This is a genomic window from Arthrobacter sp. P1_B11 (genome assembly GCF_056406715.1).
In genome coordinates this window covers 16,372-31,166 of record NZ_JBFTZQ010000020.1, presented here as the reverse complement: position 1 = coordinate 31,166, position 14,795 = coordinate 16,372, and the positions used below count along the sequence as shown (strand labels likewise).

General features: G+C 65.0%; 13 protein-coding genes. All 13 read right to left on the bottom strand.

Annotated elements, in window-relative coordinates:
- Window positions 1-11: 11 nt before the first annotated feature.
- On the bottom strand, window positions 12-2,915 hold the full coding sequence (locus AC1D14_RS15505; protein WP_476968734.1) for a DEAD/DEAH box helicase: 2,904 nt from the start codon (window positions 2,913-2,915) through the stop codon (window positions 12-14).
- Window positions 2,916-2,939: 24 nt separating this feature from the next.
- The gene (gene tatC, locus AC1D14_RS15500; protein WP_230121489.1) at window positions 2,940-3,734 is read right to left on the bottom strand and encodes a twin-arginine translocase subunit TatC; all 795 of its coding nucleotides are present in this window, start codon (window positions 3,732-3,734) and stop codon (window positions 2,940-2,942) included.
- A 48-nt stretch (window positions 3,735-3,782) separates the two neighbouring features.
- Complete coding sequence (tatA, locus tag AC1D14_RS15495) at window positions 3,783-4,061, bottom strand: Sec-independent protein translocase subunit TatA (protein WP_230121488.1); 279 nt, start codon at window positions 4,059-4,061, stop codon at window positions 3,783-3,785.
- 32 nt (window positions 4,062-4,093) lie between these two features.
- Window positions 4,094-4,465 (bottom strand): hypothetical protein, encoded by a 372-nt coding sequence (locus AC1D14_RS15490; RefSeq protein ID WP_230121487.1) that lies wholly within the window; start codon window positions 4,463-4,465, stop codon window positions 4,094-4,096.
- A gap of 10 nt (window positions 4,466-4,475) precedes the next feature.
- On the bottom strand, window positions 4,476-6,458 hold the full coding sequence (locus AC1D14_RS15485; protein WP_476881844.1) for a helix-turn-helix transcriptional regulator: 1,983 nt from the start codon (window positions 6,456-6,458) through the stop codon (window positions 4,476-4,478).
- A 148-nt stretch (window positions 6,459-6,606) separates the two neighbouring features.
- On the bottom strand, window positions 6,607-7,002 hold the full coding sequence (locus AC1D14_RS15480) for an FKBP-type peptidyl-prolyl cis-trans isomerase (RefSeq protein WP_230121115.1): 396 nt from the start codon (window positions 7,000-7,002) through the stop codon (window positions 6,607-6,609).
- 41 nt (window positions 7,003-7,043) lie between these two features.
- Window positions 7,044-7,973: an FKBP-type peptidyl-prolyl cis-trans isomerase gene (locus tag AC1D14_RS15475; protein ID WP_230121113.1), complete on the bottom strand. Its 930-nt coding sequence runs from the start codon at window positions 7,971-7,973 to the stop codon at window positions 7,044-7,046.
- A gap of 113 nt (window positions 7,974-8,086) precedes the next feature.
- A complete protein-coding gene (pafA, locus tag AC1D14_RS15470) occupies window positions 8,087-9,451 on the bottom strand; it encodes a Pup--protein ligase (protein ID WP_230121112.1) in 1,365 nt (454 codons plus the stop codon).
- A gap of 1 nt (window position 9,452) precedes the next feature.
- Window positions 9,453-10,160 (bottom strand): proteasome subunit alpha, encoded by a 708-nt coding sequence (gene prcA / locus AC1D14_RS15465; protein WP_230121105.1) that lies wholly within the window; start codon window positions 10,158-10,160, stop codon window positions 9,453-9,455.
- A gap of 1 nt (window position 10,161) precedes the next feature.
- Window positions 10,162-10,983, bottom strand: a complete 822-nt coding sequence (gene prcB, locus AC1D14_RS15460; protein WP_230121096.1) for a proteasome subunit beta — start codon at window positions 10,981-10,983, stop codon at window positions 10,162-10,164.
- Window positions 10,984-11,058: 75 nt separating this feature from the next.
- Window positions 11,059-11,259 (bottom strand): ubiquitin-like protein Pup, encoded by a 201-nt coding sequence (locus AC1D14_RS15455; protein WP_215052505.1) that lies wholly within the window; start codon window positions 11,257-11,259, stop codon window positions 11,059-11,061.
- An 85-nt stretch (window positions 11,260-11,344) separates the two neighbouring features.
- On the bottom strand, window positions 11,345-12,964 hold the full coding sequence (dop, locus tag AC1D14_RS15450; protein ID WP_230121130.1) for a depupylase/deamidase Dop: 1,620 nt from the start codon (window positions 12,962-12,964) through the stop codon (window positions 11,345-11,347).
- Between the two features lie 50 nt (window positions 12,965-13,014).
- Complete coding sequence (gene arc / locus AC1D14_RS15445; RefSeq protein WP_230121090.1) at window positions 13,015-14,766, bottom strand: proteasome ATPase; 1,752 nt, start codon at window positions 14,764-14,766, stop codon at window positions 13,015-13,017.
- Window positions 14,767-14,795: the final 29 nt, after the last annotated feature.

The following is a 14,795-nucleotide window of genomic DNA, read 5'->3' as shown; positions in this document are numbered from 1 at the left end:
TGAGGTGCGGGTCAGGCCACCGTGGAGTAAGCCACGACCCCGCGCCGGACGATCTTGATGGCTTCGCTGCACAGCCTGGCAAGCCGCGGATCCAGCCCGGGGATCTTGGCCAGCTGGTCGAGCAGGTCAATCACCTGCTTGACCCAGCGCACGAAATCGCCGGCGGCCAGGTCAGTGCCGCTGAGGACTTCCTGAAGGTGCCGCCCGCGGGCCCACTTGTACATGGGCCAGACCAGCCCAAGCTCGGGCTCACCGGTCAGGGGCAGCTTGTTCTGCTCCTCCACGTCCTCCAATGCCGACCATTCGCGGACCACGACGTCGACCGCTGTTTCCAGCGAAACGCTGGGCATGCGCGGACGCAGGCCGCGGTCTTCCCGCTTCGCCTGGTACACCAGCACGCTGGCAAGTGCGGCGACCTCCACGGCGTCGAGATCATCGAAGGCACCCTGGCGCAGTGCCTGTGAAATCAGCAGGTCCTTCTCGCCATAGATCCTGCGGAGGCGCTGGCCGTCAGCGCTGATTTGGTGCTTTCCCGGCTCTGGTGTTTCGAGGTACCCGTAAGCGGACAGGACGTCACAGACGCGGTCGAAGGTCTTGGCGATCGTGTTGGTGCGGCCCTGGATCTGGCGGATTAGCCCGTCCGTTTCCTTGCGCAGTTTCCACCACCGTTCGGACCACCGGGCGTGGTCCTCGCGTTCGCTGCAGCCGTGGCAAGGGTGTGACCGCAGGGCACGCCGAAGTTCGGCGATCTTTTTTTCCTGGTTCGGAAGCCCGGCCCCCAGCCCAAAGTCGTTGTTGCGGGGGCTGCCGAGCGCCGGGGGGCGGTTTTCACGCAGAGCATTGCGGACGGACGAGGCCAGGTCGCGCCGGGACTTGGGGACCTTCGCGTTGAAGGACTTTGGAATCCTGATCCGGGTCAGCGGGGAAATCGGGCCCTCGAGGTCATCGATGCCGATTCTGCGCAACTGATTCTCCATGGTGAGCACGGCCGGCCGGGGTTCGCGCGAGCTGTGGTCGGAGCTCAGTACCACGGCGTAGCCGGGGGCGCGGCCGGCCGGAACATTCACCACATCGCCCGGCAGGAGGCGGCTGAGCGAATCTTCGTTGAGCGACTTCCGGGCCCGGGACTTGCCGCGCGAGGCGAAGTTCTCGGCGTCGGACAATTCGCGCCTCAGCCGGGCATATTCGGTGAAGTCTCCCAGGTGGCAGGTCATGGACTTGGCGTAGCCGGCCAGCGATTCCTCCCGGCTTCTCACCTGCTTGGCCAGGCCCACCACAGACCGGTCAGCCTGGAACTGGGCGAACGAGGACTCAAGAATCTCCCTGGCCCGGGGCCGGCCAAACTGGGCAAGGAGGTTGATGCTCATGTTGTAGGTGGGCCTGAAGCTGGAGTTCAGCGGGTAGGTCCGCCGGGACGCGAGGCCCGCAACTGCCGCCGGGTCGGTGCCGGGCTGCCACAGCACCACGGCGTGGCCTTCGACGTCGATGCCGCGCCGGCCTGCCCGGCCGGTGAGCTGGGTGTACTCCCCTGCCGTGATGTCCACGTGCGCTTCGCCGTTGAACTTGTCCAGTTTCTCCAGGACCACGGACCGGGCAGGCATGTTGACGCCGAGGGCCAGTGTTTCCGTGGCGAAGACAGCTTTGACGAGTCCATCGGCAAAGAGTTTCTCGACGACTTCCTTGAACGTGGGCAGCATGCCGGCGTGGTGGGCCGCAATACCCCTGAGCAGCCCGTCCCTCCAGCTCCAAAAGCCCAGCACCTCAAGGTCGTCGGACGGGATGTCCTGACCGGCTTCGTCGACGCGCTGGGCAATGATGCGCTGTTCCCGCTCCGTGGTGAGCCACAATCCGGCCGCAACGCACTGGGACACCGCCGCGTCGCAGCCTGCCCGGGAGAAGATGAAAGTTATGGCGGGGAGCAGGTCCTGCCGGTCCAGGCTGGCAATTACCTGTGGCCGGCTGGCCTTCCGGACGGCAGTGCGGGGAGCTGCCTGCTGGGACCGGTCGTCAGCGCGCTGCCTGTGCTGCCTGCGCTGGCTGCGGCCGCCGTGCCCGAACCGGCCCTGGAAGTTCAGCTGGCTTTCCGACCGGGCCATGGACAACAGTTCAGGGTTGACTTCGAAACCGCGTTGACCGGCGTCGTCGCGACTGGGCGCTTCCGGCAGCGCCGAGGCGGCCGCCGGTTCCCCCTCGGGGGCGATTTCGTCGAAAGTGGTTTCTCCGGCGAACAGATCCACAATCTCCTTGCCCACCATCACGTGCTGCCAGAGCGGAACCGGCCGGTGCTCGGACACGATGACGTCGGTGTCCCCCCTGACGGTGTCCAGCCATGCACCGAATTCCTCGGCGTTGGAAACCGTGGCGCTGAGCGAGGCCACCTGGACTTCGCTGGGCAGGTGGATGATGACCTCCTCCCACACGGCGCCCCGGAAGCGGTCCGCAAGGTAGTGGACCTCGTCCATGACGACAAAACCTAGGTCATCCAGCGAATCGGAGTCGGCGTACAGCATGTTCCGCAGGACCTCGGTGGTCATCACCACCACCGGGGCTTCGCCGTTGATGCTGGTGTCTCCGGTCAGCAGTCCGACGCTGTCCGCACCGTATTTTTCCGCGAGCTCGGCGTACTTCTGGTTGCTCAGCGCCTTGATCGGGGTGGTGTAGAAGGCCTTCAGCCCGCGCTGCAGGGCCAGGTAGATCGCGAACTCACCCAAGATGGTCTTGCCGGCGCCGGTAGGCGCAGCCACCAGGACGCCGCGTCCCTCCTGGAGTGACCGGCAGGCCTGCCGCTGGAAGTCGTCCAGCTCAAAGTCCAGGGTTCCGGCGAAAGACCCCAGATAGGTTTTGGATTCCGCGGTCCGTTCGGCGCTGGCCCGGTAGCGTTCGGACGGCGACGGGGACCCGGTGGTGGTGGACATGCTTCAAGCCTAGCCGGGACGGAGCTAGAGATTCCTCAGCTCGCTGCCCGGAGTCGCTATATCGGCAGTGGCCTCGGTCTCAGCTGCCTGCTTGGCGGCGCGGCGGTCGCGGCGGCGGTCATTGAGGATGCAGAGGCCGATGGCGGCGAAGAAGAGCAGGAGGAGCGGCCCGGCCAGCAGGAACATGGACAGGGCATCGGCTCCCGGGGCTGCCACGGCGGCCAGGACGAAAACGAGGAAGACCGTGATGCGCCAGGCTTTGAGGATCGTTTGGCCGCGGATGATGCCCGCCATGTTCACGCCGACCAGCACCACGGGAACCAGGAAGGCGAGGCCCAGGAACAGCACCATGCGCGTGACGAAATCAACGTAGTCTCGCGCGTCGATGAGGTTGGAAAAACCGGACGGGGTGAATTGGGTCAGCGCACGCACAACCTGTGGCGTCACCATCCAGCCCACCCAGACGCCGGCCAGGAACAGCGGGACGGCAGCTGCCATGTAGCCGAGCGTGTACCGCCGCTCCTTTGACGTCAGCCCGGGCGTGATGAAGGCCCACAGCTGGTAGATCCAGATCGGGCTCGAAATGACCGCACCGATCAGCAGAGACAGCTGAAGTTTAAAGTCGAAGGGAGACGCGATGCTCGAGAAATTCACCGACGACGTGCCGCCGGTATGCTCGGCAATCCGGTCCACGGGTTCCTTGAGCGCGCTCAGCACCGGATCGTAAAGGATCCAGCCGCCAATGCCGCCAATCACCAGCCCGATCGCCGATTTGATGAGCCTGTTCTTAAGCTCATTCAGGTGGTCCATGAGAGCCATGCGGCCCTCAGGGTTGGCTTTGCGGCCCCTCGTCACTGCCACTTCAGGTCAAGCGCGGTTCGACGGCGGAACGTCTGTACCGTCAGTCGGCTCGCCGTTCGTCGTCCGGGACTGCGGGTGGTTCACCACTCGACCCTCAACCGGACCGGTGCCGTCCGGGTTTTCCGGCTTGCCGTCGTTCTTCATTTCCTTGACCTCGGACTTGATGATCCGCATGGACTGGCCGAGGCTGCGTGCCATGGCCGGAAGCTTGGGCGCGGCAAAAAGAAGCAGAGCCACGATGATGATGATTACGATGGGCCAAGGGCCATCAAAGAGTCGTCCCACTGGAAGTCCTTTCCTCTAACTACATCCTACGTTTATCTGAATTCGATGTCGTGCAAGGCCTGGGGCTGCCCCCGGTCGGCCTTGCGACGGATCCGGCGCTGCCGCCGGGCTTCCACACGGGATGACTTGGATGCGTGGTAATCATGGCGCATCTGGTGCGGTGAGGCAAAGACTGCGGTTCCCGGCACTGTTTGTGTCGCTGCCGCTGGATCCGCGGGCGGATCTGTTGCCGGGCCAGGAACAGCACCGGGGTCAGGCAGATGCCCGAGTTTGTCTCCGGCGGCACCCAGTTCCGTCAGGGTGGCCATGAACTTCCGCCATAGCCGGATGCCCATGAGCACGTAGAACAGCAGGGAAAGCGCTATCAGCGCAATCCAGATCAGGATCCATGACCACCAAGGCATGCTGAGTAGTCTAGCTGGCGTACCGGGCCAGGGCCGCCTCGATCCAGTCCCGGGCCGCCCCCGCCAGCGCAGCCGGTTCGAGAATCCGCACTGTCCCGCCGTGCTGTGCCACGAACATGGGCAGCCAGGACGTGCTTCCGAACCTTATTTCCGCGACCAGCCCGCCATCGGGCAGCGGGGCGGTGCGTTCGGCGTAGTAGTCGTCCGCAAGGCCGGCACCGTGGCCGGTGAGCTGCACCGTCACAAGGGTGTCGTCGTCGTTAGGGGTGAAGAGCTTCGCCGGGAACCCGCCGTCGGGCCTGACCGGGGAGGAGACCGGCTTTCCGTTCGGCTTGAGCTCTTCGATGCGGTCCAGCCGGAAGTTCCTCAGGCCGGCCGCCGAATGGCAGTACGCCTCGAAGTACCAGGTGTTGTCCATGGAGTAGAGCCGCAGGGGGTCGACGTCCCGCTCCGAAAGGGAATCCTTCTGCGCCGAAAGGTAGACGAGGTGCAGCTGTGAACCAGAGGCAATGGCGCTGCGGATCATCTCCAGGTTGGCGGAATTGGCGGGGCCCACTTCCGGCCCGGACAACGCACCCGCCCTGAGCCCCTCCTCCCCCGCCGCCGCCATGAGTTTGAGGGTGACAGACTCCAGGGCACTCCCTTCGGCGAGCTCGGGCAAGCCGTTGAGGGTCTCGAGCCCCGTCAGCAGGGCGCAGGCCTCGTCCACCGTGAAGCGGACCGGCCGGTTCAGTTCCAGCGACTGGGTGATGAAGACGTGGTCGTCCTCCCATTGGATGTCGAGCAGCTCGTCGGGATATCCCTGCGGAAGTCCAGAGCAGATGAGGATCAGCAGATCGCTTTCGAGTTCCTTGCGGGTAATGCCGAACTTGTCCGCCACGTCCTGGATATGGAGTCCCTGGTTGTGCACGAGGAACGGCACCAGTTGGAGCATGCGCGCCAGCTGGTCTTCGGAGGTGCGTTTGCGGGCGCGCTTTCCGGGGCCCGCGTCGGAGAATGTGTAGGACGGCAGGGGTGCCGCAAGGAACGCGGCGGCGCCTGCCAGGCGACGCTGCACTGCGGCGGCGAGCTCTTCGGGTGCCACGACCTTGGCGTTGGGGCCGTAGGAGGCCAGTTCCTCACCCAGCAGTTCAGCGTCACGGTAGGGAACCGCCAGCCGGTCCCACCCGCCGTTGGGCGTTCCTTCTGGCGGGCCGACGGCGGCGGCCCGCTTCCGCAGCCCCAGCAGGCGGTCTTCGCGGACATCCACGACGGCGGACTGGAGCGGCAGTTCCGGGAGGCTATCAAGTTCGGCGCGGACGTTGAAGCCGGCCGGAGGCGTAAAGGTCTCCTTCGCCAGCACCGACACCGCCGAGGTGAATCGCGAGAGCCGGAAGTACCGCTGCGCGCCACGGACCCGGTCAAAGCCCACGAGGTACCACTGGCCGAACCGGCTGCCGAGCCCCCAGGGCTCGACCACCCGCTCTTCCTCCCTGCCGGTGCTGCCGGCGAGGTAGCGGAACCGGACGGCGTGCTGGGTGTGCATCGCGGCAATCAGGTCCTCGAACGCCTGGCCTGCGGGCTTGATGCGGGGCTGCACGCCGGCAGGCAGCTCGACGTCTGCCAGGCCACCCGACGCTTGGAGCTTGCGCATGGCATTCGTGGCGGCAGGGCCGAGGGCTGCCTGCTCCCAGAGCTGGGAGGCCAGCAGAAGAACCGTCCATTCGTCGGGCGTGAGTTTCACGTCAGGCAACCGGTTCGACTCCTTGCCGATGCGGTACCGCGTGGTGGCGGGATCGTCCGAGCTCCAGCCGTGGTCCGTGACCGTTTCGACGTCGAACCCGAAGTCCCGCAGGTCGTTCTTGTCCCGCTCGAACATCCGGCCAAAGGCTGCGTCGGTGGCCGCTCCGACGTGGTAGATCGTCTCCCGCAGCTCGCTGCGGCGCAGCCCGTACTTGGAGTTCAGGAGGGCGATCAGGAGGTTCAGCAGGCGTTCAGTACGTATGGCGGACACTCTCGCTAGGTTACTAAAGCTGTCCCGGGAAAAAAGCGAAAGCGCGGCAACGATTCGGAATTTGCTTCCGATTGTTACCGCGCCTTCGGCTGCGCACCATCCCGGCATCTGATGGAGACGCCGGGGTGGTGCAAGAACAGCTGCTGGGTTAGCGGACGCCCACGAGGTCCACAACGAAGATCAGGGCCTCGTTCGGGCCGATGGCTCCGCCGGCACCGCGCGAGCCGTAAGCGAGCTCCGAGGGGATCTCGAGCCGGCGGCGGCCGCCGACCTTCATGCCGAGAAGGCCCTGGTCCCAGCCCTGAATGACCTGGCCGACGCCCACGCGGAAGTCCAGGGGCGCGCCCCGGCCCCACGATGCGTCGAACTCTTCACCGGTGGACCAGGCCACACCGACGTAGTGGGTGGAGACGGTGTCCCCGGCCTTCGCCTGAGGACCGTCACCCTCGATGAGGTCCGTGATGACCAGATCGGTGGGAACCGGGCCTTCAGGGAAATCAATTTCCGGCTTCTGGCGGTCGAGGTCTCGCTGACCAAATGACATGGTTGCTCCTTCTGCTTGGTAGGGGAACTGCTGTGGAGGACTTATTTGACGCCGAGGATGTCAACGACGAACACGAGGTCGCCCTTGGCATCGCCCTGGCCCGCGTCGCCGTAGGCGAGATCCTTCGGGATGACGAGCAGAACGCGGGAGCCCACGGTCTTGCCGGCAAGTCCCTGGGTCCAGCCCTTGATGACATTGCTCAACGGGAAGGAGGCCTTCTCCTTGCGGTCGAAGCTCGAATCAAACTTCTTGCCGCTCGCCAGTGCAACGCCCACGTAGTTCACGGTCAGCGTGTCCGTGGCCTTAACCTCGGCACCCTTGCCCTTGATCAGGTCCTGGGCGATGAGCTTCTTGGGTGCGGCGACGCCCTTGACGTTGAGCTCGGGCACGCCGTCCTTTTCCGTGACGGCCGGCAGGCCTGCCGGCGGAGTAACGGTGTCGCCCTCGGGCTTGTCCAGCACCTTGGGCGCGTCCTTGGCCGACAGCACCTTGATGATGAGGAGCTGAGACGGCTGGGCCGCGGCGCCCTGTGAGGCGGCCTGTGCCGGAGCGGCCAAGGCAAGGTGGGAACCGATCTTCGCGCCCACAAAAGCGTTGTAAATGATGGGGCTCTTGGTCTTGAAGTCGTCGCTCAGCTCGATGGCCTGCGGTTCCTTGGCGAAAGTGTCATCCAGGGTGGATCCGTCTTTGCCGTTCAGCGCCAGGACGGAGACCTCAGCGATCTGATTGGCCTTGACCCGCTCCCCGCTGCCTTCGGTGACGACCTTGACGGTGGGCTCGGTGACATCGAGGGGCTTGGTGAATTCGACCTTCGGAGCTTTCTTGTCTCCGTTTTCCGTCAGCTTGAGGGAGTCCAGCTTGGCGGTCTCACCCGCGGACTGGCTGGTCGGTTCCGGGGCTGCAGGCTGTCCGCCGCCGCAGGCGGTCAGCAGAAGCAGTCCGGGAATGAGAATTGCTAGTAGTCGGCGCACGTAAGAACTTTCGTCGGGGCAAGATGGATGCTGAGCCGGGCGCGGAGTGCCAGCGGCAAAGCAGTCGGGGCCGAAAAACAGCCTCTTTCCAGAGTAACGCCTGAAGCTGGGTATCAGCCCATGGAGTCCAGGAGGGCATCCACGCGCTCATCAACGCTGCGGAACGGATCCTTGCACAGGATGGTCTGGTGGGCGCGGTCGTTGAGCTTCAGATGCACCCAGTCCACCGTGTAGTCGCGTCCCAGCTCCTGCGCCCGGCGGACGAAGTCGCCGCGCAGCTTTGCCCTCGTCGTTTGCGGCGGTGCATCCACCGCGTCCTTGATGGCCGTGTCCTCGGTGACCCGCCGGACCGCCCCGCGTGCCTGGAGGAGATAGTAGAGGCCGCGGGTGCGCGAAATGTCGTGATAGGTAAGGTCCAGCTGCGCGATGCGCGGGGCATCAAGTCCCAGGCCGTGGCGGTTCCGGTAACCGTCCATGAGCTTCTTCTTGATGGCCCAGTCGATTTCGGTGTCGATGGTGCTCGTGTCGCCGCTTTCAATGGCCTGCAGGGTCCTCCCCCACAGGTCCAGGATCCGCGGGACGTGCGGGTTGTGCGCGCCGTGTTCCTGAACGAAGGCCGTGACCTTGTTCAGGTACTCCTGCTGGATTTCCAGCGCAGTGAGCTGGCGCCCGTTGGCGAGCCGGACCAGGGCGCGGCCGCTCAAGTCATGGGAAATTTCGCGGATGCTGCGGATCGGATTTTCCATCCGCATGTCACGCATGATGACGCCGGCTTCGATCATCCTCAGGATGAGGTCGACCGTGCCGACCTTGAGCAGCGCCGTGGTTTCCGACATGTTGGAGTCGCCGACTATGACGTGGAGCCTGCGGTAGAACTCGGCGTCCGCATGCGGTTCGTCGCGGGTGTTGATGATCGGCCGGGACCTCGTGGTGGCGGAGGAAACACCCTCCCAGATGTGATCGGCGCGCTGGGAGAAGGCGTAGGTCGCGCCGTGCGGCGTCTTGAGGATCTTCCCGGCCCCGGCAATGAGCTGGCGGGTGACGAGGAACGGGATGAGGATTTCCGCGAGGCGAGTGAATTCACCCCGGCGGGGAATCAGGTAGTTCTCGTGGCTGCCGTAGGAGTTGCCTGCGGAGTCGGTGTTGTTCTTGAAGAGGTAGACCGTCCCGTTGAAGCCTTCCGCGGCGAGCCTGGACTGGGCTTCGTCCACGAGGTCATCAAGAATGAGTTCCCCGGCACGGTCGTGGGCGATCAGCTGTGCGAGGTCGTCGCATTCGGCGGTGGCGTATTCCGGGTGCGATCCCACGTCCAGGTAGAGGCGCGAACCATTGGTCAGGAAGACGTTGGATGACCGTCCCCAGCTCACGACCTTGCGGAACAGGTACCGTGCCACTTCCTCCGGGGCCAGCGGGCGGGAGTCGGGGCTCGAATACGAAATGCCGAATTCGGTCTCAATACCGAAGATCCTCTTGTCCATCTCAGCTCTCCTCAGCCAGCAGTTCCATGACGTCGGCGTCGGACAGCCTCCGGAACGCCCGCCGGGTCCCCCTGCTGCTTTCCGACCCCCTGTCCAGTAACGCAACTTCCAGTGCCTTGGCCGGAAGGTCGGGTGACTCGTTGTCCGTGACAAGCCCCTGGACGGCGAGCCGGATCGCGGCGGCGAAGGAAAGGTCGCGCTGCCACCCCGTCTCGACAGCCCCGGAGACTTTATCGGCCTGGCCGCCCATCACGATGAAGCCCTGCTCATCCGCGATCGAGCCGTCAAAGGTGAGCCGGTACAGATGGTCCCGGTCCTGGGACGCCCCGACCTCGGCAACGGCAAGTTCCACCTCAAAGGGCTTCTGCTCAGCCGTGAAGACAGCGCCCAGGCTCTGTGCGTAGACACTGGCCAGCCCCCGCGCGGTGACGTCCTCGCGGTCATAGGAATAGCCGCGGACATCCGCGTAGCGCACTCCGGCCTGCCGGAGGCTTTCAAACTCGTTGTATTTGCCCACTGCGGCGAAGGCGATTTTGTCGTAGATCTCGCCGATCTTGTGGAGCGAGGGAGAGGGGTTCTCAGCCACAAGGGCAATGCCGTCCTCGCAGCTCACGACCACCACGGACCGGCCCCGGGCGATGCCTTTCCGTGCGAAGTCCGCACGGTCCTTCATCAGCTGCTCGGGCGATACATAGAACTGCTGGGTCATGTCAGGCCTCCCGCCGGGCAGCTGCCCGGGCCTCGATGATAGTGCCGGCGACGGCGGCGAGTTCGCGCTCGGCAACGCGCCGGGCTCCGGCACGGTTGACCGTGTATACCACCGGCCAGAGCTGCCGGACAGGGTCCGGGCCGCCCGTGGCGGAATCGTCGTCGGCTGCGTCATAGAGGGACTCGATGGCAACGGAGACTGCTTCGTCCTCGGCGAGGTTGGGTCGCCAGAGTTTTTTAAGTGCACCGCGGGCGAACATGGACCCGGAACCGACGGCATGGTGCTCCTGTTCCTCGTACCGGCCGCCCGTGACGTCATAGGAGAACAACCGGCCCATCTGGGCCGCGGTGTCGAAGCCGGCAAATAACGGGACCACCGCGAGTCCCTGCATGGCCATCGCCAGATTTCCGCGGATCATCGCACCGAGCCTGTTGGCTTTGCCGTCCAGGCTCAGCAGCGTCCCCTCAATCTTTTCGTAGTGTTCCAGCTCAACCTGAAACAGCCGCGTGAGGTCGATGGCGATGCCCGCCGTCCCGGCGATGCCGAGCACTGAATACTGGTCCGCCGGGAAGACCTTTTCTATGTGGCGGCTGGCAATGATGTTGCCCATGGTCGCACGGCGGTCACCGGCCATGACGACGCCGCCGGCGTACGTCATGGCGACGATTGTGGTGGCATGTGGCACCTGCAGCGGCTGGCCGGCGGTCTCGCTGACCAGGAACGGCCTGTTGTAAGGAAGCAGTTCCGGACGGTCGCGTTGGAGATGCTCAGTGAACGACGACGTCGCGTTTGCGGCTACCTTGTTGGCTGTTGTCTCCTGCACTGGTGCACTCCTTCAACGTGTAATTCAGCGGTACCTCAGGCTTCCGTGCCCGGTGCGGGTTGGGGCGCTGCCGGGTTACTGTCCGCCCTTTTGCACGAATGCCCGGACGAACTCCTCGGCGTTGGATTCCAGTACGCCGTCGATTTCGTCCAGGAGGTCGTCAACACCCTGCGTGGATGCGGATGCCTGTCCCTCCGCCGGTGCGGGCGGCACGGGGACCTCTTCCTCGACCTCGCTGTCGCGTGGCTGCGGCTGCTGCTGCTCCTGCCCTGCCATGTTCATCTCCTTCTCGCAGTCCCGCCATCTCCGGCGGGACATCCTGTATGCCCATATTGCCACGCGAAGCGGCTCTTCGGGGGGTTTATGCCGGCGGCGGAGCAGGTGCCGATCCAAGCAGTTCTGCAAGGAACGGTCCGGCCTCGCGGTGCCGGGCAAACAAGGCTCCCGTCAGGGCCTTTGTGCCGCGAAGCGGCTCCCTCGTCGGGACGCGCTGGAGCCTTCCGTAACCGGGAACATCGAAGATGACCGAATCCCAGCTGGCGCCCACCACGTCCCTGCTGAAGCTGCTGACGCAGCGTCCGCGGAAGTATGCCCTCGTGTCCGACGGCGGTTCGGTCACCGCGGCGGCGATGTCGGCGTCGTTAACTATTCGCTGCATGCGCTCCCGCGCCAGCAGGCGGTAGTACAGGCCCTTTTCGGGCCGGATATCCGCCCACTGCAAGTCCACCAGGCCGAGGCGGGCATCGTCCCAGTCGAGGCCGTCCCGTTGCCGGTAACCCTCGAGGATGGACAGCTTGGCCAGCCACTCGACGGAGTTGGCCGCGGCGGAGCGGTCACTATCCAGCTGGGTCAGCGTGGCGGCCCACTGGTCCAGCACGGCATGGGTATGTCCGTCGCCATCCACCGCATCTGCCACGCCGGTGTCCTGGGCGAGCTTGGCGGCGGCCTCGTGGTACATCCATTGGAGGTCCAGCGCCGTGACACGCCGCCCGTCCACGAGCCTGATTTTCGCTGTCAGGGATGTGTCGTGGCTGACGGTCTGCAGCGCAGCGACGGGTTCGTGGACTTCAATCCGCGGGGCCAGTCCGGCCTCGATGAGGCTCAGGACCATGGCCGTGGTTCCGAACTTGAGGTAGTTGGAGGCCTGGCTGAGGTTAGCGTCGCCAATGATCACGTGGAGACGGCGGTACTTGTCGGCAGTTGCGTGCGGCTCGTCACGGGTGTTGATGATGGGGCGGCGGATGGTGGTTTCCAGGCCCACCTCAGCCTCGAAGAAGTCCGCACGCTGGCTGATCTGGTAGCCGGGTCGGGAGCTGTCCTGCCCGATCCCCACCCGGCCGGAGCCGCAGATGATCTGGCGTGTCACGAAGAACGGCGTCAGTCCCTTCACGATGTCGCTGAAGGGGACCGAGCGCGGCATGAGGTAGTTCTCGTGGGAACCATAAGAGACGGACTTGTTGTCGGTGTTGTTCTTGTAAAGATTGATTGGCGGGAGCTCAGGGTCACCGGCCAGCCGCCGGACCGCGGACAGCGCCACGAGGTCGCCAGCCGCGTCCCAGGCCACGGCGCCGGCCGGGTTGGTCACTTCCGGGCTGGAATATTCCGGATGCGCATGGTCCACGTACAGCCGGGCACCGTTGCCAAGGACCATGTTCATCAGGAGGGAACCGGATTCGTCCTCACCATCCAGGTCCAGCTCGTCCCGGCCGTAGGCCAGGGCCACGGCCTCCGCATCCAGCACCGGGGGCTGGTCCGTCAGCTGGCTCGGGTGGGCCTGTCCCCGTTCCAGCGTCCAGCCGCGGGCGTCGTGAAGGGGCTCCTCATCCGTGTAGTCCCACCGGGTCTCGGCGCCGCCTGCAGCGCGCAGCCGGGTGACCTGGGCATAGGCCTGCACCACCCGGGCGGACATCATGGTGGCGTTTGCCCCGGGTGCCGAGGGCGCATGGATGCCGTATTCGGTTTCCGACCCCATCACGCGCATGGCGCCGCCCGGGGGCAGGGCTCCCCCGGGTGATGCCTCGGAACCGGCCGTCACAGGTACTGGCCCGTGTTGGGCATGGTCTCGATGGACTTGCCTGGCTCCTGCCCCGCCTTGCCCTGGACGATGGTGCGGATGTAGGTGATGCGTTCGCCCTTCTTACCGGAGATGCGGGCCCAGTCATCGGGGTTGGTGGTATTCGGCATGTCCTCATGCTCCCGGAACTCGTCGACCACTGCCCTCAGCAGGTGATCGATCCGAAGGCCCTTCTGCTGCGTCATCAGAAGGTCCTTGATCGCATACTTCTTGGCGCGGTCAACGACGTTCTGCACCACCGCTCCCGAGTTAAAGTCCTTGAAGTACAGCATCTCCGTGTCACCGTTGGCGTAGGTGACCTCGAGGTACTCGTTGGACTTCTCGGTGGAGTACATGGCTTCCACGGTGCGCTGGATCATGGCGTCGACGGTCGCCTCGACGTCGCCGTCATGCTCGGCGAGGTCGTCCTCATGGAACGGCAGGTCCGTGGTGATGTACTTGTTGAAGATGTCGGCCGCTGCTTCTGCGTCAGGCCGCTGGATCTTGACCTTCACATCCAGGCGCCCCGGCCGAAGGATGGCGGGGTCGATCATGTCTTCCCGGTTCGAGGCACCGATGACAATGACGTTGTCCAGGCGCTCCACACCGTCGATCTCGCTCAGCAGCTGCGGCACGATGGTGGTCTCGACGTCCGAGGAGATACCGGTGCCGCGTGTCCGGAACAGGGAGTCCATCTCGTCGAAGAACACCACCACAGGGCTGCCGTCCGAGGCCTTTTCACGGGCGCGGGAAAAGATCAGCCGGATGTGGCGCTCGGTTTCGCCGACGTACTTGTCGAGGAGTTCCGGTCCCTTGATGTTAAGGAAGTAGCTCTTCAGGTCAATGTTGCCGGACCGCTCGGCCGCCCTGGCAGCCAGGGAGTTGGCCACGGCTTTGGCTATGAGGGTCTTGCCGCAGCCGGGAGGGCCATAGAGCAGGATGCCCTTGGGCGCCTTCAGGCCGTGCTCGCGGTAAAGGTCCGGATGCAGGAACGGCAGCTCGATGGCGTCCCGGATCTGTTCGATCTGGGGGCCAAGGCCGCCGATGTCCTCATAGGTGATGTCAGGGACTTCCTCGAGGACGAGGTTCTCCACCTCGGACCGCGGGACTTTTTCGAGGGCGTAGCCGGTCCGGGAATCGATGGACAGGGCGTCGCCCACCCGCAGCTTCTCGGCGAGGAGCGGCCCGGCCAGCCGGATGACGCGTTCCTCGTCTGCCCGGCCCAGGACGAGGGCGCGGTCCGGGCCCAGCATTTCCTTGAGCGTCACGAGTTCGCCGGCGCGCTCGTACCCGAGGCCGGCCACCACGAGCAGCGCCTCGTTAAGGAGGACCTCCTGGCCCACCGCAAGCTGGTTCATGTTGACGAGCGGGCTGACGCCCACCCGCATCTTCCGTCCGGCGTTGAAGATGTCCACCGATTCCTCGGTTGCGGCCTGTCCGCTGCTGCCGGACGTCGGCTGGCGCCGCGGGTTCAGCTGGAGGATGGTGCCGAAGCTGTACGGCGGCTGGCCCTCCTGGTCGAGGGCATTCTTCAGCCGAAGGATCTCGGACTTGGCCGTTTCCAGCATCGCCACGAGCTTGGAGTTGTTCTGCGTGGCAGCTGCCAGCTGACGGTCGATGTGCCGTAGCTTGTCCCGAAGGATATTGACCTGCCGGTCTGCAACAGACAGCTCATTGGCCGCTGCCTGCTCGGCCGGCGTAGGTACAGAGTCATTGTTCGGCGTCTCCATGATGCATCAGCCCCTTCCTGCGCTTCTGT

What these genes read in the sequence shown, in the direction of transcription:
- AC1D14_RS15505 (WP_476968734.1), bottom strand. Translation starts at nt 2,915, where the DNA reads ATGTCCACCACCACCGGGTCCCCGTCGCCGTCCGAACGCTACCGGGCC.
- tatC (WP_230121489.1), bottom strand. Translation starts at nt 3,734, where the DNA reads ATGGCTCTCATGGACCACCTGAATGAGCTTAAGAACAGGCTCATCAAA.
- AC1D14_RS15490 (WP_230121487.1), bottom strand. Translation starts at nt 4,465, where the DNA reads ATGCCTTGGTGGTCATGGATCCTGATCTGGATTGCGCTGATAGCGCTT.
- AC1D14_RS15480 (WP_230121115.1), bottom strand. Translation starts at nt 7,002, where the DNA reads ATGTCATTTGGTCAGCGAGACCTCGACCGCCAGAAGCCGGAAATTGAT.
- pafA (WP_230121112.1), bottom strand. Translation starts at nt 9,451, where the DNA reads ATGGACAAGAGGATCTTCGGTATTGAGACCGAATTCGGCATTTCGTAT.
- prcA (WP_230121105.1), bottom strand. Translation starts at nt 10,160, where the DNA reads ATGACCCAGCAGTTCTATGTATCGCCCGAGCAGCTGATGAAGGACCGT.
- AC1D14_RS15455 (WP_215052505.1), bottom strand. Translation starts at nt 11,259, where the DNA reads ATGGCAGGGCAGGAGCAGCAGCAGCCGCAGCCACGCGACAGCGAGGTC.
- dop (WP_230121130.1), bottom strand. Translation starts at nt 12,964, where the DNA reads ATGCGCGTGATGGGGTCGGAAACCGAATACGGCATCCATGCGCCCTCG.
- arc (WP_230121090.1), bottom strand. Translation starts at nt 14,766, where the DNA reads ATGGAGACGCCGAACAATGACTCTGTACCTACGCCGGCCGAGCAGGCA.